This window comes from Sphingomonas sp. CFBP 8765 (assembly GCF_014841445.1).
Classification (GTDB): domain Bacteria; phylum Pseudomonadota; class Alphaproteobacteria; order Sphingomonadales; family Sphingomonadaceae; genus Sphingomonas; species Sphingomonas aerolata.
This window is the reverse complement of sequence record NZ_JACYTY010000012.1, coordinates 40,158-59,379: the sequence shown is the minus strand read 5'-3', so window position 1 is coordinate 59,379 and position 19,222 is coordinate 40,158. Positions and strand designations below refer to the sequence as shown.

Annotated in this window: 18 protein-coding genes; 6 read left to right on the top strand and 12 right to left on the bottom strand. The window is 63.9% G+C overall.

The window, feature by feature from the left end:
* Positions 1-22: 22 nt before the first annotated feature.
* Positions 23-1,690 carry a recombinase family protein gene (locus IFT87_RS19095; protein ID WP_192191630.1) on the bottom strand — a complete coding sequence of 556 codons (1,668 nt, stop codon included), beginning with the start codon at positions 1,688-1,690 and terminating at the stop codon, positions 23-25.
* 3 nt (positions 1,691-1,693) lie between these two features.
* Complete coding sequence (locus IFT87_RS19090) at positions 1,694-1,840, bottom strand: hypothetical protein (protein WP_192191629.1); 147 nt, start codon at positions 1,838-1,840, stop codon at positions 1,694-1,696.
* Positions 1,841-1,910: 70 nt separating this feature from the next.
* Here IFT87_RS19090 and IFT87_RS19085 point away from each other — a divergent pair, with 70 nt between their 5' ends.
* Together IFT87_RS19085 and pip are read left to right on the top strand one after the other, a co-directional pair.
* On the top strand, positions 1,911-2,492 hold the full coding sequence (locus IFT87_RS19085) for a helix-turn-helix domain-containing protein (RefSeq protein WP_192191628.1): 582 nt from the start codon (positions 1,911-1,913) through the stop codon (positions 2,490-2,492).
* A 433-nt stretch (positions 2,493-2,925) separates the two neighbouring features.
* Positions 2,926-3,870: a prolyl aminopeptidase gene (pip, locus tag IFT87_RS19080; RefSeq protein ID WP_197975369.1), complete on the top strand. Its 945-nt coding sequence runs from the start codon at positions 2,926-2,928 to the stop codon at positions 3,868-3,870.
* On the opposite strand, the gene pqqE is transcribed toward pip, so the two are convergent.
* The 8 genes from pqqE to IFT87_RS19040 all read right to left on the bottom strand — a co-directional run bounded on the left by pqqE (position 3,867) and on the right by IFT87_RS19040 (position 11,527).
* Positions 3,867-4,937 (bottom strand): pyrroloquinoline quinone biosynthesis protein PqqE, encoded by a 1,071-nt coding sequence (gene pqqE, locus IFT87_RS19075; protein ID WP_031439395.1) that lies wholly within the window; start codon positions 4,935-4,937, stop codon positions 3,867-3,869. The two genes, pip and pqqE, sit on opposite strands and share 4 nt — an antisense overlap.
* A gap of 11 nt (positions 4,938-4,948) precedes the next feature.
* Positions 4,949-5,212 (bottom strand): pyrroloquinoline quinone biosynthesis peptide chaperone PqqD, encoded by a 264-nt coding sequence (gene pqqD, locus IFT87_RS19070; RefSeq protein ID WP_031439394.1) that lies wholly within the window; start codon positions 5,210-5,212, stop codon positions 4,949-4,951.
* A complete protein-coding gene (pqqC, locus tag IFT87_RS19065) occupies positions 5,209-5,946 on the bottom strand; it encodes a pyrroloquinoline-quinone synthase PqqC (RefSeq protein WP_031439393.1) in 738 nt (245 codons plus the stop codon). The genes pqqD and pqqC overlap by 4 nt, the downstream gene beginning before the upstream one ends.
* Positions 5,943-6,845, bottom strand: coding sequence for a pyrroloquinoline quinone biosynthesis protein PqqB (gene pqqB / locus IFT87_RS19060; RefSeq protein ID WP_031439392.1), 903 nt, complete (start codon positions 6,843-6,845; stop codon positions 5,943-5,945). The genes pqqC and pqqB overlap by 4 nt, the downstream gene beginning before the upstream one ends.
* 6 nt (positions 6,846-6,851) lie before the next feature.
* Positions 6,852-6,932: a pyrroloquinoline quinone precursor peptide PqqA gene (gene pqqA / locus IFT87_RS19055; protein ID WP_042466497.1), complete on the bottom strand. Its 81-nt coding sequence runs from the start codon at positions 6,930-6,932 to the stop codon at positions 6,852-6,854.
* A gap of 111 nt (positions 6,933-7,043) precedes the next feature.
* Positions 7,044-8,981 (bottom strand): acetate--CoA ligase, encoded by a 1,938-nt coding sequence (gene acs / locus IFT87_RS19050; protein ID WP_031439391.1) that lies wholly within the window; start codon positions 8,979-8,981, stop codon positions 7,044-7,046.
* A gap of 57 nt (positions 8,982-9,038) precedes the next feature.
* Positions 9,039-10,460 (bottom strand): porin, encoded by a 1,422-nt coding sequence (locus IFT87_RS19045; protein ID WP_056025310.1) that lies wholly within the window; start codon positions 10,458-10,460, stop codon positions 9,039-9,041.
* A gap of 104 nt (positions 10,461-10,564) precedes the next feature.
* Positions 10,565-11,527 (bottom strand): PQQ-dependent catabolism-associated beta-propeller protein, encoded by a 963-nt coding sequence (locus IFT87_RS19040; protein WP_192191627.1) that lies wholly within the window; start codon positions 11,525-11,527, stop codon positions 10,565-10,567.
* A gap of 172 nt (positions 11,528-11,699) precedes the next feature.
* Between IFT87_RS19040 and pedF the strand changes: the two genes are divergently transcribed.
* From pedF to IFT87_RS19020, 4 genes are all read left to right on the top strand, one after another.
* Complete coding sequence (pedF, locus tag IFT87_RS19035) at positions 11,700-12,092, top strand: cytochrome c-550 PedF (protein WP_407818298.1); 393 nt, start codon at positions 11,700-11,702, stop codon at positions 12,090-12,092.
* 2 nt (positions 12,093-12,094) lie between these two features.
* Positions 12,095-12,946: a substrate-binding periplasmic protein gene (locus IFT87_RS19030; RefSeq protein ID WP_056025361.1), complete on the top strand. Its 852-nt coding sequence runs from the start codon at positions 12,095-12,097 to the stop codon at positions 12,944-12,946.
* Between the two features lie 256 nt (positions 12,947-13,202).
* On the top strand, positions 13,203-14,876 hold the full coding sequence (locus tag IFT87_RS19025; RefSeq protein ID WP_234422911.1) for a methanol/ethanol family PQQ-dependent dehydrogenase: 1,674 nt from the start codon (positions 13,203-13,205) through the stop codon (positions 14,874-14,876).
* An 86-nt stretch (positions 14,877-14,962) separates the two neighbouring features.
* Entirely contained in the window at positions 14,963-15,619 is a 657-nt protein-coding gene (locus IFT87_RS19020) for a response regulator (RefSeq protein WP_042467292.1), read from the top strand.
* 164 nt (positions 15,620-15,783) lie between these two features.
* Here IFT87_RS19020 and IFT87_RS19015 read toward each other — a convergent pair whose 3' ends face one another.
* Together IFT87_RS19015 and IFT87_RS19010 are read right to left on the bottom strand one after the other, a co-directional pair.
* Positions 15,784-18,036 carry a hybrid sensor histidine kinase/response regulator gene (locus tag IFT87_RS19015; protein ID WP_031441026.1) on the bottom strand — a complete coding sequence of 751 codons (2,253 nt, stop codon included), beginning with the start codon at positions 18,034-18,036 and terminating at the stop codon, positions 15,784-15,786.
* Complete coding sequence (locus IFT87_RS19010; protein WP_151992476.1) at positions 18,033-19,208, bottom strand: FIST N-terminal domain-containing protein; 1,176 nt, start codon at positions 19,206-19,208, stop codon at positions 18,033-18,035. The genes IFT87_RS19015 and IFT87_RS19010 overlap by 4 nt, the downstream gene beginning before the upstream one ends.
* Between the last annotated feature and the right edge of the window lie 14 nt (positions 19,209-19,222).

Genomic DNA, 19,222 nt, shown 5'->3' with positions numbered 1-19,222 from the left:
GCAGCCCGGTAGCTCGTCAGGCTCATAACCTGAAGGTCACAGGTTCAAATCCTGTCCCCGCAACCACCGCCATAGAACTACAATCGCCGCCCTTACGGGCGGCGTTGTCGTTTGTCGCCCAGGTGAGCAGATCCGACACCTTTGCTACCACCTCCGCCTCCGGACCGCCCGGCTCGTCGGGAAAGATCGTCACGCTCTCGATGAGCGTCGAAAGCACCGCCGCTGCCTCGGTCCGGATCGACGCGTCGTCCAGTGATTGACGGAGCGAGGCGACCTTGCTCCGAAACTGCTCGACGAGGACCGGATGCGGCAAGAGGATCGCGGTAGGCTTGCTATCGGCTACGGCGCCTGCGCTCGTCTCCAGTAGCACCTTCTCGGCCTCGCGCTCGGCGATCATCGCCCGCAGTGCCGGAGTGGCGAGGCCTGCCAGCAGGTTCTGATACAGATTCTCGAGCTCGGTGGTGACCTGCCTCAAACGCTGTTGCGCAGCGTCATGCCGGCCCGTGTCTTGGCGTGTCAGTCGCTGCAGTTCACGCTCGAACTCTTCTATGAACAAGCGCACATGCTCGTCGGTCAGCAGATGCTCCTGGAGGATCGCCAACGTCGCGGTCTCCAGTGGACCTTTGCGTACCGACACGCGGTTTCCGCACGTGCCGCGCTCCTTCTGCCCCGCGCAGCGGTAATAGTCCTTGCCGCTGATCGTGTAATTGGCACCGCAGCAGCTGCAGCGGATAAGGCCGGAGAGCAGATGCCGCGCGCGGGTCCCGCCTGCAGGCGAGGCTGCCTGTGGCGCACGCTTTCGGCGCTCAATCTCGGCGTGCGCCGCATCGAACAGCGCGTCGTCAACGATGCGTAGCTCTGGCACCGCCACCTCGACCCATTCCGTACGATCGCGGAGCCGGTAGCGGCGTTCGCGCTTCTCGCTGTCCGGGTTCTTGCGCCATTGCCGGCGGCCCCAATCCAGCCGACCCGCGTAGAGCGGGTTATTGAGGATGCCGACCAGCTTGGTCGGGTCACCGCGGATCGTCGAGGCGTTCCACTGCCCGCCACGCGGGCCGGGCACGCCTTCCTCGTTCAGGCGGGTGGCAATCTGAATGGAGGACAGCCCTGCGGCAAACCACGCGAAGATACGGCGGACCACCGCCGCCTGTCTTTCCTCGATCTCCAGCAACCCGCGCTGGACCTCGCCCTTAGCATCGAGCCGGACCATGCGCTTGTAGCCATAGGCTCGCCCTCCGGCGAACCGCCCCGCGAGTACGGCAGCCTCCATGCCGCGCAGCGTCTTGTCGACCAGATGCTTGAGGAAGATCGAGCCGAGCAGGCCGGCGACCGCAAATTTGATCTCGTCGACATGGCCTTCGCTCACTGTATGTAGCTGGACCCTGTGGTAGGCGAGCTTCTTGCCCAGCCAGGCCACGTCCTCGGCATCGCGCGCCAGCCGGTCGAGCGCCTCGCATACAATGATGTCGATCTGGCCCGTTTCCATTGCGCGGAGCAACTGGCGAAGGCCGGGACGGTCGCGCCGGTACCCCGACAATTCCGGGTCGAGCCACGTCTTTGTTACCGTGCCGGCAAGATAGCCGACCAGCGGCGCGCAGGACGCGACCTGATCAGCACTCGATGATGCCGACTGCATGGCGGTTGAGTGTCTGCCATAGAGTGCGATGCGGCGGTGCGTGGTCGTGAGCATGGCTTATTGTTTCACAGGTTTTGCCGCACGGGAATCCTGCATGCGCGCATGATGTTCGGCCGCTGCCTGTCGTGCCAGCAGGCGTACAAGCTCGGTTAGTGCGTCTTGCGCATCGACAGTTTGTGCCAATATGATCCGGGCGACGGCCATGGCGACGTTTTGGGACGGCCGTCACCGCGCGTGCACGAAATCTACATACATTCGCCATCATTGGTCTTTCATGAAGACGGTACGTCCCCCCGCCCGGATGCGACTGCCAGAAGGCTTCAGCCACCTGCGCGCCGACCTGGGGCAGATCCTCAAGGATCATCGTATGGGCGTTAAGGGCGTTGTGGGGCCGATTAGCCAGGACGCACTTGCCATGAGCGTCGGGATAACCCGCGTAGCCCTGTCGCGCATCGAAAACGGACACACTTGGCCGCAGGGCTCCACGCTCGACCGGATCATGGAGCAGCTGGAACTTGAGTGGCCGCAGGTGGCAATGGTCGGTGACAGTGGCCGTCCACCGCTCTTGTTTGACGGTAGCCGTCAAGGCACGCGTATCTATCAGCTTTGTCAGCGCCTGCGCGTAGAACGTAAAGCGCTCGGCTGGTCGTTAGCCGAGCTTTCGCGGCGATCTGGTGTGTCCCCAGCTCAGCTTTCCCGAATCGAGCGTGCGCAGGGTGGCAGGTCGGGCGTCCTCACATGGCATCCGGATGATCTCGGCGAAGTACCCGAAGACCGCCGTGTCGTCTTCGGCAATCCCATACTTGACGATCTAGCCGCTGGCAGATTCGATTACGGGCCTGACGAAGAAAGCTGAGGCGAGTGAAGGCGTAGGTTCGTAACGGCGCGCGGCTGACATCATCCGGCGATGCGGAACGTCTGCATTTCTGGTGGAAAGCGGCCCGGCCGCTTTCGGGCAGCGGTCGCTGTAAGCAGCCGTTCGTTCATTTGATAGGGCAGGGGCCTAATTGGCCGGGTTCTGGTAGACCGGACGGGCCGCTTTCGGCGTGCAGTTGCATCAAGCATTCGTTAGTTCACTTGATCTGTCACGGGGTAAGCCGCTGGTCGCCCGTTTAGCAGCTCGGCCTGTTACGGGTGACGATGTGCCGTAACCTGACTATCGTTGATGCAGCGGGACAAGGGCGTTAAATCCCCGTGGGTAGTGATAACCATGAGTACGCCTTAAAATACCGAGCAGGCAAACCTAGACCCAGGCTGATAGCGTCGGTGAACTGTAAGAGGACTTGGATTTGCACACGCTATACGAAACGATCGAGCCCTATCATTCCGGCATGCTCGACGTCGGTGACGGGCATTCGGTGTATTTCGAGCGCTGCGGCACGCCTGGGGGCAAGCCCGCAGTGTTCCTCCATGGCGGGCCAGGCGGGGGCATCTCGGCAAAACATCGCCAGCTGTTCGATCCTGCGAGATACGATGTGCTGCTGTTCGATCAGCGAGGATGTGGGCGGTCGACGCCGCATGCCGGGCTCGACGCGAACACCACCTGGGATCTGGTCGCTGACATGGAGCAACTGCGCACGATGATCGGTGTCGAACGCTGGCTAGTGTTCGGTGGATCCTGGGGATCGACGCTGGCGCTAGCTTATGCACAGACGCATCCCGAACGAGTCAGCGAGCTGGTCCTGCGCGGCATCTTCACCTTGCGGACGTCGGAGCTCGACTGGTATTATCAGTTTGGCGCGTCGGAGGTGTTCCCCGACAAATGGGCAGCATTCGAGGCGCCGATCCCGATTACTGAGCGTGACGACATGCGCGGCGCGTACCGCAAGCGTCTGACCGGCTACGATCCCGCGGCACAGATCGAGGCGGCCAAGGCCTGGGCGTTGTGGGAGGGCGAGACGATCACCTTGCTGCCCGATCCGGCGACCAGCGCGGGGTTCGAGGACGCGCATTTCGCGCTGGCGTTCGCACGGATCGAGAACCATTATTTCGTCAATAACGGCTGGCTCGACGAGGGACAGTTGATCCGCAATGCGGGCATGCTCGCGGGCATTCCCGGCACGATCGTCCAGGGCCGTTACGACATGGTCTGCCCGGCACGCACCGCGTACGATCTGCATCACGCCTGGCCCGAAGCGGACTTTCATCTGGTGGAGGGCGCCGGTCATGCCTGGAACGAGCCGGGTATCCTCAACCAATTGATCCGCGCGACGGACCGCTACGCCGCCGATTAGGCGGGCGCGCGGGCCAGTCGGCGAGGAATGGTGAAGTCGGTTTCGCCAGCCTCTGAGATCGCGGTTGCCATCACGTGGTGCATCGGCGCGCGCGTGCAGGCGGGATCGGTCGCGGCGGCGTTGCCGGCAAGTGCTAGCGCCTGGCAGCGACATCCGCCCCAATCGATCTCGCGGCGGTCGCAGCCTTGGCATGGTGCCGGCATCCAGTCGGTGCCGCGGAACCGCGCAAATGCTTCGGCGTCATGCCAAAGATCGAAGAGCGACCATTCGCGGACCGAGGGGAATTCCATGTCGGGGATCGTCTCGGCGGCATGGCAGGGCAGTGCCTTGCCGGAGGGCGAGATGTTGATGAAACGCTGGCCCCAGCCGCCCATACAGGCCTTGGGCCGCGCCGCATAATAATCGGGGACGACGTAATCGATCGCGATCCGGCCGTGCAGTCGAGCGCGCGCAGCCTCGACGATCGCGGTGGTGCTCTCAAGCTGGTCGATCGTCGGCAGCAGCGCGTTGCGATTGCGCAGCGCCCACCCGTAATACTGGACGTGAGCGATCTCCATGCGTTCGGAACCGAGCGCTTCGCCAAGCGCGATCATCTCCTCGACCCGATCGATATTCTGGCGGTGAACGACGAAGTTGCTCGTCAGAGGCAGGCCAGAGTTGCGGATCAGCGCAGCGGCGAGCAGTTTCTTCGCATGGCCGCCACGATAACCGCCCGCGACGTCCGCGCGCAGCGCCTCGCTGTCCTGGAAGCTCAGCTGTACATGATCCACCCCCGCCGTGATCAGCGCGCGCATCCGCTCGGCGTCGAGCAGCACCCCGGAGGTGATGATGTTGGTATAAAGCCCAGCGGCGTTCGCATGGGCTACGAGCTGTTCCAGATCGCGCCGCGCCATCGGTTCGCCACCCGAGAAATGAACCTGCAGCACGCCGAGCGCGGCCGCCTCGTCGAGCACGCGGAGCCATTCGTCGGTCGCCAGTTCGCTGGACGGCGGATCGAGCTTCAGCGGATTCGAGCAATAGGCGCATTGGAGGGGGCAGCGGTGGGTGAGTTCAATGATGAGTCCCATCGGGGGTGGGGTCATAGCTGTATCGCTCCGCGGAGGGAAAGGTCGTCGAGGGCCGCCACGACGTCGTCCGCGATCGTCTCGCGCGGGGCATCGAACCGGCGGGCAAGGTCGTCGACGATATGGTCGGTCGTGCGCGCTCCGTCGACGAGCCTCAGGATTTCCACCGCAATGTCGTCGGGCATGAACAGCTTTTCGGGCGCGAGGATGATCCAGACGTTGCGGACGGTGTCGAAGCGGAACTTCACGCCGCGCTTGAAACGAGGCACTGCAGTCATCGTACGTCCTGCGGCACGAACGCGCCGGGCGGGATCAGTCCGGGCGCGACATAGGCGAGGTACAGCCCATCGAGCTGCGACCAGAGCACGTCGCACTTGAAGCGCAACGCCGACAGCACCGCCTGCTGCTTCTCCGCCGTATCGGCATGCGCCTTCACATAGGCGAGCGCGAAGTCGCTGTCCTGCGGCGCCTGGGTGAGGCGCGGGGTGAAGTAGGACAGCGTATCGGGCGTTATGAAGTCGTAATGCGCGAGCATGCCGGACACGCGCTCGGCGATGATGGTCGGCGAGAAGAGTTCGGTCAGCGACGATGCCACCGCCTCCAGCAACGTGCGGTCGCGGACGAAATGGACGTAGGCGTCGACCGCGAAACGGGTGGTCGGCAGGATCGCGTCGGTACTCTTGACCAGCGCACGGTCCAGGCCGACGCCCTCGGCCAGCTTGATCCAGCGTTCGATACCGCCGGGCTTGCTGCCATCGCCGTCGTGATCCTCGATCCTTCGGCGCCACTCGCGGCGCAGCTCCGAAGTCGGCAGGCGCGCGAGCAGATGCGCGTCCTTCACCGGGATCTGATTCTGGTAGTAATAACGGTTCAGTGCCCAGGCCTGAACCTGGCCGCGGGTGAGCTTACCGTCGTGGAGGAGGCGGTGGAACGGATGGAGGATATGATAACGCTCGGCGCCGATCGCGCGAAGCGCTGTTTCCAAGCCATCGTCGTCCATCAATTCGGTCATAATGTGAACCGCAAACCGTCCTCGGCGATGATCCACTTCGCGGCTTCGGCCTCGGTGCGCTCGGGGCTGTCGTCTAGCAGCACGGGGTTGGAATTGTTGATGTGGAGCGCGATGCGTCGTCCGATCGTCAGGTCGGCAAGCGATGCTATCGAGCCTCCTGCACCGGCCATGCTCATATGGCCCATACGGCGGCCCGTCTTGGCGCCGAGCCCGGCATGGATCATCTCGTCGTCGTCCCACAAAGTCGCATCGAAGAAGAGCAGGTCGGCGCCGTCGATCCGCGCACGCAGGTCGTCCGTCATCGCCGCGCAGCCGGGAATGAAGAGGACGCGGTGCGTGCCGTCGGAAATCTCTGCGCCGACCGTGGTGTCGTCGACCAGGATCGGCTGCATGCGGTCGCCATCCTCCATGTAAAGCGGGACCTTGCCCGGCACCGCGAAGAGCGTCGCGGTTAGCGTGTCGTCCAGCGCTATGGGCTGGCCGAGCATGACCGTGTGACGGTCGACGATGCCATCCGCCAGCACGTCGAAGATCGGATTGGCGGTGAGGATGGCGTGCACGGCTGTGGTCGCATGCAGTGCGAAGGGCTCGCGTTCGCGCAAGGTCAACAGTCCGGCAATCACGTCGACGTCGCCGCCGGTGAGCACGACGCTAGCAATCGGGGTCGAGCGTCGGCCATGGGTGGGATGCAGCGCCGACGTGAGTTCAAGCTGGCGACGTAGGTCGGGCGAGGCGTTGAAAAGGTGCCAGCGCTGACCATCGCCGCTGACCACGATGCTGGCTTGCGTCCGCGGACGTGCTGCAGTGTCACCGGCGCGGGCGCGGCGGGAGGCGGGCGAATGGCAGTTCCATTGGGGGAAGCCGCCGCCGGCCGCCGCCCCCAGGACGATGACGTCCATCTGCTATCAGACGAGTTCGGCGCACGCATAGCAGTTGATTTCGGCACCGAGGGCGATCTCGACGATCCGGGGCTTCTTCCAGGCCATTCACTGTCTCCTGTGCGCGGATATGCGCCTGCTGGACCCTAGCGATCGGTCGATGCGAGGGAATTGGCCTTAAGTACGACTTGGCCAAATCGCGCCGGACTAGCTGCTTGATCATCCGACCCGGTTGGCGATCAGGTGATCGACGACGCTTGGATCGCCCAGCGTGCTGGTGTCGCCGAGGCTCGAGGTGTCGCCTTCCGCGATCTTGCGCAGGATGCGGCGCATGATCTTTCCCGAGCGCGTCTTGGGCAAAGCCGGAGCGAATTGGAGTTTGTCGGGGGTTGCGATCGGGCCGATCTCGGTGCGTACCCAGCGGCACAGCTCGTCGCGCAGGTCGTGGCTATGGTCGATGCCGTCGTTGAGTGTGACATAGGCGTAGATGCCCTGGCCCTTCACGTCGTGCGGCATGCCGACCACTGCCGCCTCGGCGACGTGTTTGTGCAGCACCAGCGCGCTTTCGACTTCGGCCGTGCCCATCCGGTGCCCGCTAACGTTGATCACGTCGTCGACGCGGCCGGTGATCCAGTAATAACCGTCCTCATCGCGGCGACATCCATCGCCGGTGAAATACTTGCCCTGGTAGGTCGAGAAATAGGTCTGAAAGAAGCGTTCGTGATCGCCCCAGACGGTCCGCATCTGGCCTGGCCAGCTCTGCGTGATGACGAGGTTGCCTTCCGCCGGACCGACCAGCACGTTGCCCTTCTCGTCGACCAGTTCCAGCGTCACGCCGGGCAGGGGCTTGGTTGCCGAACCCGGCTTCAATGCGGTCGCGCCGGGCAGTGGGCAGATCATGATACCGCCGGTCTCGGTCTGCCACCACGCGTCGATGATCGGCGCTCGTCCGCCGCCGACGACATCGTGATACCAGCGCCATGCCTCGGGATTGATCGGTTCGCCGACACTGCCGAGCAGCTTGAGCGACGAGCGATCGGTGCGCGTGACGAAATCGTCGCCTTCTTTCATCAGCGCGCGCAGCACGGTCGGTGCGGTAAACAGTGTGTGGACCTTGTGGCGATCGACGATCTCCCAGATCCGGCTGGCGTTCGGCCAGTTCGGAAGCCCCTCGTACATCAAGGTCGTCGCACCATTGGCTAGCGGGCCGTAGAGGATGTACGTGTGGCCGGTGACCCAACCGATATCGGCGGCACACCAGTAGATGTCGCCGGGCTGGTAATCGAACGCCATCTCATGGGTGTAGGCCGCCCAGAGCAGATAGCCGCCACTAGTGTGCAGCACGCCCTTGGGCTTGCCGGTCGATCCGCTGGTGTAGAGCACGAACAGCGGATCTTCGGCGGCGACCGGCACCGCGGGGCAGTCGGTGCCGACTCCCTCGGCTGCTTCGTGATACCAGACGTCGCGGGTGTGCATCGTCACGTCGCCGCCGGTCGCCTTGACGACGATGACGCGCTTGAGGCCTGGAGCCTTTTCGGCGGCGGCATCGACATTGGCCTTCAATGGAATGCGCTTGCCGCCACGACAGCCTTCGTCGGCGGTGACGACGATCGTCGATCCACAATCCTCGATCCGCCCGGCAATCGCCTCGGGGGAGAAGCCGCCGAACACCACCGAATGCACCGCACCGAGCCGCGCGCAGGCGAGTACCGCGAATGCCGCTTCGGGGATCATCGGCAGGTAGATCGTGACGCGATCGCCCTTCGCAACGCCCTGCGCGGTCAGCACGTTGGCGAAGCGGCACACTCCGGCATGGAGTTCGCGGTAGGTGATGTGACGAGGCGCATCGGTGGGGCAGTCCGGCTCCCAGATGATCGCGACCTGATCGCCGCGTGTATCGAGATGCCGGTCTAGACAGTTCGCGGCGACGTTCAGTTCGCCGTCCTCGAACCATTTGATGTGGAAATCATCTTTCGCGAACGACCAGTCGCCTGCGATCTCGGGTACCTTCGTCCAGTCCAGCCGCTTCGCCTGTTCCAGCCAGAACGCGCCCGGATTGCTCGACGCCGCTTCATACAGCGTGTCGTAGCCGTCCCCGTCGATGCGGGCGTGGTCGGCCCAGCCACTGGTTACGGGGAAGATGGTCTGTTCGGTCATAGGTGTCCCGGAAAGAAGAGGCCGCGGGGCGATGATGTCCCGCGGCCGGGCGTCGGATCAGAAGAACAGGATCGCACCCGCTGCCAAAGTATCGGACTTGGCATCGTTGCCGTTATGGGCCTCGGCCTTGGTCCGCGTGTATTCGCCGATCAGCGTGACCCAGCTGGTCAGGCCGTAGCGCGCCTGACCGACCCAACTGCTGTTCTTGTCAAGCAGCGTCGGGTTGACCTCGTTGCGGGCAAGATCGAGGAAGCTCGCGCCGTAGCTTCCGCCGAGCGTGAGCTTGCCGATCGTGTACGTGCCCTGGGCATAATAGCCGCTACTGTCGCGCTTGCGCCCGGCGGCGTCTGTGGAGAGGATGAACAAGCCGGTCGTACCGATGCCCGAGCCATTGTAATAGTAACCAAGCAAACCAAAGCCGGCATAGGTCAGCTTCGCGCCGACATCGAAGCCGCTGCCGGTGTAGCTGGGAGATCCATCGACCCCGTCATGCTTCTGGGTGATGCCGCCAGCCCAAAAGTGTCCACCGAGCTGATCCGACTTGAAGTCATAGGTGACTTTAGCTTGGAAGCCGGGCGAACCATTGACCTCCGAATTGCCGATCGTCTGGAGCGGCTGGAAGATGCCGGCGCTTACCTGGAGCCCACCGAATTTGGGGCTGGAATAGGTGATCTGGGGCTGGAAGTCGGTGTAGATATAGCCGATGCCGATCCGCCCGAGCGAGGTGTTCGACGGCGCGACGTTGCCGCCGGTCGAGCCGACGCCGAGCAGTGTAATATCGTTGAGGATCGCGTCCGAGCCGAACAGGCCGATGTCGCGACCGACCTTGATCGTGCCGAAATTGGGCTTTCCGAAGGTAAGGTAGGTCTGGCGGGCGTCGATGCCCGATGTGGCGAGCGCTTGCGGCGTACCGGCTGAATTGGCCCCGCCCACGTTGGAGACGCTGTTGATGCCGGGATACAGGCCAATATGCGCGGCGACGTCCCAACCGCCCTGGTTGGTCGATACGTCGATGCCGAAGATGCCGGGCAACAGGCCGTTGCGGATCGACGAGCTGCTTTTGCCAACGGCGGCGAGGCCGCCGACGACGGTATTGCTGGCAATCGCGCGGTCGCCATTGTCGTGGACGTAGAAGCCGTTGACCGATCCGGAGAATTTCACGGTCACGCCGCCGAACTCCATGCCGACGCCGGCTTCGGTCATGCGGACGGAGCGCTTGTCGTCAAGCTGAGCCTGCGCGGCCTGTTGCGGCGCCTGGGGCGCACTGGTGGCGACGGCGGTAGGCTGAGACGGTGCGACTTCGGCGGTCTTGCGGGCAACGAGCGCGTTGTATTCGTCATTGGTGAGGATGCCCTTTTCCTTCAAGCGCAAGAGCAACTGACTGGTCGTGTCATCGGCCTGTGCGAAAGCGGGCGTTGCCGCACAGCACAGTAAAGTCCCGCCTGCCGCCGTTGCCAGCAGATTGCCTAGTCCGATCATCCAAACCTCCCTTTGCGACGCGATGTGATCTGCGCCTTGTTGCAAAGGCTGGCGGATACAGGCGGTCGCGAAAATTAGACTTTGGGTCTGGCGTGCGAATGACGTCAGGGTGCGATCGCGACTCCCCAGGGTGCGCGGCCGGTGGGGATCGTCGCGGTCACCTTGGCGGTCGCGATGTCGATCACCGACACGGTGTCGCTGAGGCCATTGGCGGCGAAGGCGCGCCTGCCGTCGGGGCTGATCGCGAGGTGCCAGACGCGGAGGCCGACGGGAACGATCCGCGTCACCTTGTGGCTGGCAACGTCGATGAACGCGACGGCGTTGCCGCGGCCCAAGGCAACCAACGCGGTCTTGTGATCGGGGGTAAACCGGATGCCGACCGGCATGATCTTCTCGGGGTTGGTGCCGGGGATTGCGAAGCGGATCGTGTCGGTTACCGTCCGAGCTGCGGTGTCGACGATCTGAACCGTCCCGCCGATCTCGGCCGAAACCCATAACTGTTTGCCGTCGCGCGTATATTCGGCATGACGCGGACGTTGCTCGACCGCGGTGACGCCGGTCGGCTGGTGGCTGGCGATATCGATCCAGTGGAGCGAATTGTCGGTCTCCGCGGTCGATACCGCGGTCTTGCCGTCGGGACTGACCGCCATCCCCTCGGGCTCGACGCCGACCACGACTTGGAACGCGACTTTCCGCCCCGGCACGTCGATCGCGGTGACCGCGGCGTCCCGCTCGTTGGAGGCGAACAGCAGCGTGCCGTCGGGGGAGAGCGCGAACGTCTCCGGATCCTCGCCCGAAGGCAGGTCGGCGATGAGCTTGCCGGTCTTGCTGTCAATCACCTGCACGGCATTCTCGTCGCTGGCGCAGACGTAGAGCTGAGTACCGTCACGCGACAGGATGATGCCGCGCGGGCGACGGCCAACTGGCCACGTCGCGATCGGTTTCAGCGTCGCGCCGTCTATGACGGTGATCGAGTTTCCCTTCTCGTTGGAAACGTAGATCGTCTCCGCAAGTGCAGGAGCGGCGGCGGTCAACGCCAGCAGGGGAAGCAGGGTCAGGGTTCGCATTTGCCGACACTAACTCCGATGAGCGCGCAACACCCTGATACCAAAGTGCAATAGGACTAGCGCGTGGGCCGTCCATAGGGTTCTGCCATGCCGCGTCAGATCGGCCGACGGCAATGGTGAGGTGTTTGGAATGGCTGGAAGAGTATCGCGGTTCGTCTTCGCGGCTTCGGCAATGGTCGCGGCCGGATCGATCGGCATCAATGTGTATGCGCATGGCAATGTAACGCCCCAAGCCGTCGACACGACCGCGCTGAAGGACATTGGCACTACATGGCTGAAGGTGAACCCGTATCGCAGCGACGCGACCGCGATCAAAATCGGCGAGAGCGCGTATGGCCAGAATTGCGCGCGCTGCCACGGCTTGGAGGCCATCTCCGGCGGGATCGCGCCGGACCTGCGCTATCTCGACGTCGGCGAGGCGGGTGACGAATGGTACATCCAGCGATTCCAGCATGGCTCGGTCCGCGATGGCAAGGTGTACATGCCGCCGATGGGCGACGTGCTGGGGCAGAAGGCCGGCTGGGCGATCCGTTCCTGGCTCGACACGAAGCATTCGGAGGAGTGATCGTGAGACCATCGCGGCGGGCGTTTCTCGGCGGCGCATTGGCCAGCGCCGCGCTGGTGCCGTTCGGAACGGCGGCAGCGGCACCGATCGACAAGATCAAGGCGAACGGCGTGCTGCGCGTCGCGGTATACCGCGATTTCGAGCCATGGTCGTGGAAGCGGGACGGCAAGATCGTCGGGATCGACGTCGAGATCGCCGAAGCCATCGCGAAGAAACTCGGGGTCCGTGCCGAACCGATCGACTTCCTCGCGGACGAGGGGGTGTCGGACGATCTCCGAAACATGGTGTGGCGCGGCTCGCTGGTCGGCGGGACGGTCTGCGACGTGATGATGCACGTGCCGGTCGATCGGGCGTTCGCGCTCGCCAACGACCGTGCGGTGATCGGCGCGCCTTACTACCGCGAAGGTTTCCAGATGGCCTGCGGCCTCGACACCGACTGCGAGGTCGCGCCCGCGGCGTTCAAGGGCATGCGCCTGGTTGCCGAGCTCGACAGCATCCCTGACTTCTATCTGTCTGGCTCGTTCGGCGGCGTGCTGCGCCCCGACGTCAAGCATCTCACCAGCGGTCAGGCGGCGATCGACGCAGTCAAGACCGGCGACGCCGACGTCGCGATGGCGAGCCGCGCGCAGATCGAACATGCGCTTCATGGCGGCAGTAAGACGGTGAAGGTCCGTAAAGGCCCCCTGCCAGCACTGCCGAGTCCGGGTTGGGACATCGGCATGGCGGTCAAGGACGACAGCCGCGATCTGGCGGACGCACTCGATACGATGATCGCCGGATTTCGCACCGACGGAACGCTGGACGCCATTTTCGCACGGTACGGTGTCTCGCCGAAAACGCCAATCTCGATCTAGCGTGGTCGCAGCGACCGAAGGTCCTATGTGGCGGTGGCGAGTCTGAGATTATCCTGAGAAAATTCCAAGACGGTTCAAAGAACGGGTCGATCCAATGAATGGACGAACAGGAGGGGAGAAGACGATGACGTTTCGCATGACGCGCGCGGCCGCACTGCTGGCGGGGGCCGCCATGATGGCGACGACGCCGCTCGCAGCGGCGGTCAAGGATGCTGCCGCCCCGGCTGCGACGCCGGCGGCACCTGCCGCGCCGCCGATGGCCGGGGCCGGCCCGACCGACGCCGACCTGATGAGCGACGCGAACACCCCTGGCGACATTCTGACCTACGGCATGGGGCCCAAGGCTCAGCGCTACAGCACGATCACCCAGATCAACGATACCAATGTCGCCAAGCTGGTCCCGGCCTTCTCCGCCTCGCTCGGTGGTGAAAAGCAGCGCGGCCAGGAATCGCAGCCGATCGTCTATGACGGCACGATCTACGTGACCGGCTCCTATTCGCGACTGTTCGCGTTCGATGCGAAGACCGGCGAAGAGAAGTGGCAATACGACGCGCGTCTGCCCGACGGCATTATGCCCTGCTGCGACGTGGTCAACCGCGGTGCGGCGATCTACGGCGACAAGATCATCTTCGCGACGCTCGACGCGCACATGGTCGCGCTCAACCGCAACACCGGCAAGGTGATCTGGAACAAGACGCTGCAGGATTACGCGGCGGGTTACTCGAACACCGCGGCACCGATCATCGTCAAGGGCAAGGTGATCTATGGCAATTCGGGCGGTGAGTTCGGCGTCATCGGCAAAGTCGAGGCGCGCGACGTCAACACCGGCGAGCTGGTCTGGTCGCGGCCGACGATCGAAGGCAATATGGGCTCGCTCAACGGCAAGGACTCAACGATCACCGGCAAGACCAACGCGAGTTGGCAGGGCGATCAGTACAAGACTGGCGGCGGCGCGCCATGGCTGGGCGGCACCTACGATCCCGACACCAATCTGCTCTTTTTCGGTACCGGCAACCCGGCACCTTGGAACAGCCATCTGCGGCCGGGCGACAATCTCTACACCTCGTCGACGCTGGCGATCGATGCCGACACCGGCGAAATCAAATGGCATTACCAGTATACGCCGCACGACGGCTGGGATTTCGACGGCGTGAACGAGTTCATCCCGTTCGATGCCAAGATCGGCGGCAAGATGATGAAGCTTGGCGCGCAAGCTAATCGCAACGGCTATTTCTTCGTGCTAGACCGGACGACCGGCAAGTTCATCTCGGCCAATCCGTTCGTGTCCAAGACGACCTGGGCAAAGGGCTATACCAAGGCCGGCCGGCCCATCTTCGACGATACCAACCGTCCGGGTCCGCCTTCGACCGAAAAGGGTACGACGGTGTTCTCCGCGCCTGCGTTCCTCGGCGCCAAGAACTGGATGCCGATGGCGTATAGCGGCCAGACGGGGATGTTCTACGTGCCTTCCAACGAATGGGGCATGGATATCTGGAACGAGCCGATCGCGTACAAGAAGGGCGCAGCCTATCTGGGCGCGGGCTTCACGATCAAGCCGCTGTACCCCGATCATATCGGCGTGCTGCGCGCGATCGATCCCGCCACCGGCAAGATCGCGTGGGAATACAACAACAAGGCGCCACTGTGGGGCGGGGTGCTCGCGACCGCGGGGAATTTGGTCTTCACCGGCACGCCCGAGGGCTATCTGAAGGCATTCGACGCGAAGACCGGCAAGGAACTCTGGAAGTTCAACACCGGATCGGGCGTGGTCGGTTCGCCGGTCACTTGGACCCAGGACGGCGAGCAGTTCGTCGCGGTCATGTCGGGCTGGGGTGGCGCGGTGCCGCTATGGGGTGGTGAGGTCGCCAAGGCGGTGCAGCATATCAACCAGGGCGGTGCGCTCTGGGTGTTCAAGCTGCCAAAATCGTGATGATCGAGAATGGGATGTCGCAGGCGGCATCCCATTCCTTGTCGCGCGCTGAGCCAGTACACCAGCCGCGGGCAGGGGGGCATGACGTGGAACGGGTGCTAATCGCGGACGATCATCCGCTCGTACGGGACGGACTCCGCACCGTCATCTCGGTCGCGTTCGATCAGTGCGAATTGTTCGAGGCGTCGTCGATCGCCGAGGCCATCGCAATCGTCGAGCGTGAAGGCGATTTCGACCTCGTCCTGCTCGATCTCAACATGCCCGATGCCGAAGGGTTTTCGGGACTTGCCCAGATGCGCGACCGGTTCCCGTCGGTACCCGTCGTGATCGTATCGGGTGCGTGCGAGGGCGGTTTGATCAGCGCGTCGATTGCCAACGGCGCGGCCGGGTTCATCCCGAAGTCGCTCAAGCGCAGCGCGATCGTCGAGGCGATCCAGTCAATCCTGGCGGGCGACGTCTTCATGCCGGAAGAATTCCGGACTATCGGCGCGGACAATGTCGCACTCGACGACATCCGCCGCCGCGTCGAAACGTTGACGCCGCAACAGCGCGTCGTGTTGGGGCTGGTCGTCGGCGGCAAGCTCAACAAGCAGATCGCGTTTGAACTTGATGTCTCGATGACGACGGTGAAGGCGCACGTCTCGGCGATCCTGGCGAAACTGAACGTTTATAGCAGGACCCAAGCCGTGATCCTGGCAAACAAGATCAATTTCGTGCCGGCACCGTTGGCGGCCCGGCACTGAGGAGACCGATTAAAGTTTACCGACATTCGAGCTTTTAACCTTCCCTTGCCAGGAGGGGGTGTCGCGAACGCGACTGAGGGGGAGGTTACGGAACGGAGATGGTCGTTTGCCACCCCCTCCTTCGGGCGCCCCCCCCGGGGGATGACAATCGCCTTTTGCGTGTTCTACCCTGTCAGCCGCGCCAGCAACGCCCGCAACTGCGCCGGCTTCACCGGCTTCTGCAATACATGCAGACCGGCACCCAGCAACCGGTCGCGCAGGTCCGGTTCGCGGTCCGCGGTGATGATCACCGCCGGTGTCGGCCGGTCGAGCAACGTACGCAACTGGGCCACGACGACTTCCCCGGTCATGCCGTTACCCAGATGATAGTCCGCCAGGATCACCTCTACCGGTGCGCTAGACGCGGCGATCGCTTCCCTCGCCTCGGACCCACCGACCGCGGTCAAGACGTCGCAACCCCAGCCCTCCAGTACGGCCCGCATGCCTTCGAGGATTATTTCCTCGTTGTCGATTACTAGCACGGTGCGCGCGGCGATCCCGCGGCGGGCGGCGGGGGTGGCGGCGCAAATCTGACGCGTACCCTCGACTGTCAGCGGCACCGTCACGCAGAAGGTCGACCCTTGACCGATCGCCGATCGCACGCCGATCGGGTGGTCTAGCATTCGCCCGGCACGCTGCACGATCGCGAGGCCTAGACCCATGCCACGCTCATGCCCCGAGTTCAGCCGGCGAAACTCTTCGAAGATCTCACCATGGTGCGTGGGATCGATCCCCGCACCAGTATCGGTGACCGCGATCTGGACATGCGCTCCTTCGTGCCGTGCGGCCATCACAACGCCACCCTGCCGGGTGTAGCGCAGCGCGTTCGACAAGAAGTTCTGCAGGATTCGTCGCAGCAGGCGCGCGTCCGTGCGGACCCAGGCGGTGGTCGGCTCGACAGTCAGCGTCAACCCGCGCGTGCTTGCCGCCAGCGCGAACTCGGCGTGCAGCGCGCGCATCAATTCGCCGAGCGGCACGTCAGTGATCTCGGGCGTTACCGCGCCTGCGTCGAGCTTCGAGATTTCCAGCAGTGCTTCGAGCAAGTCCTCAATCGAGTCTAGCGCCGAGCCGGTCTGTTCGACCAACGTCCGATTCGCCGGCGCCAATCGGCGTGTTGCCAAGGCCGAGACAAACAATCGCGCGGCGTTCAACGGCTGCAAGAGATCGTGGCTCGCGGCGGCGAGGAACCGTGTCTTCGACAGGTTCGCCTGTTCCGCGGCGGTCTTCGCCTCGCGCATCGCGGCCTCGGCGGCGACGCGTTCAGCGACCTGCTGCTGAAGCTCCATATTGACCGCGACGACCGCGGCAGTGCGTTCCTGCACCCGGCGTTCGAGCGTCTCGTTCGTCTCGCGCAACGCCGCCGCCGCACGCAGCCGGTCGGTGACGTCGTCGAAGCTCATCACCATGCCGCCTCCCGGCATCGGCAATCGTCGCACCTCGACGCTGCGGCCATCCTCCAGCGCGCGAACTGCTACGATTTCCGGTTCTCCTTCGCCGAGCCAGCCAAGCGTGTCGGCAGCGTCGGCACGCGGTAACGCGGTGCGGCACCACTGGATCAATGCGGCGTGCTCCGCTATTTCCAGCCTTGCCCGCGTCGGCTGCAGCTTGAGAAACGCGAGCAGCGGATCGTTCCACGCAAGCAGCGCGCGTTCACGATCGAACACGCACACGCCCTGCGGCATCGCATCGAGCGTCGCCTGCAACACGACCGCGCGCTCGGCGAGCTCGCGCGCGCGCAATCGGGCATCCTCGGCCTTGATGTCGGTGATGTCGGTATAGACGCCGACGACGCCGCCTTCGGTTGTGCGCCGCTCGTTGACCTGGATCCAGCGGCCGTCGGCAAGCGCGATAACCTGGCCACCCTCAGCGAGCTCATGCGCCGCGCCACGCTCCGATATCCAGCGATCGGGTGCGACCATCGCTCCGAGCATCCCGCTGGTTTCGCCGATCTTGCCTAGAATCTCGTCGAAGCGCACACCTGGTACGATCTGGTCGGCGACCTTGGGCCAAAGCGACAAATAGGTCTGGTTGCATAGCACCAGCCGATCGTCCGCGTCGAAGATCGCGAATCCCTCGTTGATCGTTTCGATCGCGTCGCCCAAACGGCGGCGTGCACTGTCTGCGGCGTCGGTCGCCTGAGCGAGTTCGGCGTTGGTCGAGGCGAGTTCGCCGAGCGCGCGTTCCAGGTCCGCCGTCCGTTCACGGACCTTCCCCTCCAGCGAGATCGCGGTCTCAAACACCGAAAAAGCGTTGCCGCGCAGATCGGTCGATCGCTCGACCCGGCCCATCAGCGACGCGTTGATCCGCGCGAGTTTCCCCAGCTGGATTTCGAGCGAGGCGACCCGGTCGTCGCGATGCCCATCAGTATCCGCGATCATCGCCCGATCGCCAGCCCGCTGAAAGTCTGGTTGACGTGCAGCGCGTGATATTGCTCGCCGTACGTATTGAACCCAACGACACCTCGATCTGCGAACAGCGCCGATACCGCGCTGCGCAATTGGCGCTGCTCAACCTCGACGTTATTCAGGACACAGTCGAAGCCGAGGATACGGTCGATCCCGCCGACCGAAAGATCGAGATTTTCGAACAGGTCGTGGAGATTCTGCATGATGTCGGTCGCTTCGCCCAACGTCAGGACGATACCCTCGTCGATCGCGCAGTAGAAGGTGAGGCTACCATCGGGGTTCGCGGTCTGGATCGATCGCACGAAATATTCGCCGCCTGCGCGGACCATCGGCGGGTGTGCCGCGAAGTGGTTGGGGCTGAGTTCCGCCACGGTCGTGCCGATCAGCCGCGCATATTCCTCGACCGCGGGCTCGGCATTGATCTCATGGACGATGCGCGTCACCGGGTCGGCGACGGTGATGACCATCTTGACGCCGCCCGGGCCGTAATGCTGCGCACGAAACACCTTCATGCGTCGCGACGACGACAGGATTGCGACGATCGCGGCGTCGCGGCGAAACTGCCCTTCGTAGAACACGAACGTCTCGCGGAAATCGAGGCCATCGCCCGACGAGCCGCCGATCAGCGGCACCTCGCCCAGCGCATCCTGCAACGTCAGCGTCAGCATCTCTTCGCGATGCGAAAGCCCGTCGACCAGGAAGATCGCGGCGTGGCTTGGCGTGTCGCCCAGTTGCGGTCCTGGCAGCGCCGCGGTGGCGACCATCGAGCGCACCGTCTGCTGTGCGACGCGCGCATCGAACGTGTCGAGATTCTCGAAACAGGTCGCGCTCAATCGGAAATCGCTCGCGGGAAAGCCGATCGCGGTGATCGTGCCCTCGTCCAATCCGTCCGGCGTGATCTCGCCGGACGACGTACAACCGACGATCGTCAGACCCTCGGCACGGCTGCCGATCGCTTCGGCCAATGCGTCGAGCGGGTATCGGCTCGAACAGAACAGGACGATGCCAGCGAGTTCGGGCAGATCGAGCCGACCGAACAGATCGCGGATCGCCAGTTCGGGATCGGTCACGCGGGTCGCGGCGACACGGATCGGTGAGGACGGTGCACGCGACGGGTGAGGCGGAACGAACATCGCCGCGATCATGTCATGCTTGGGCA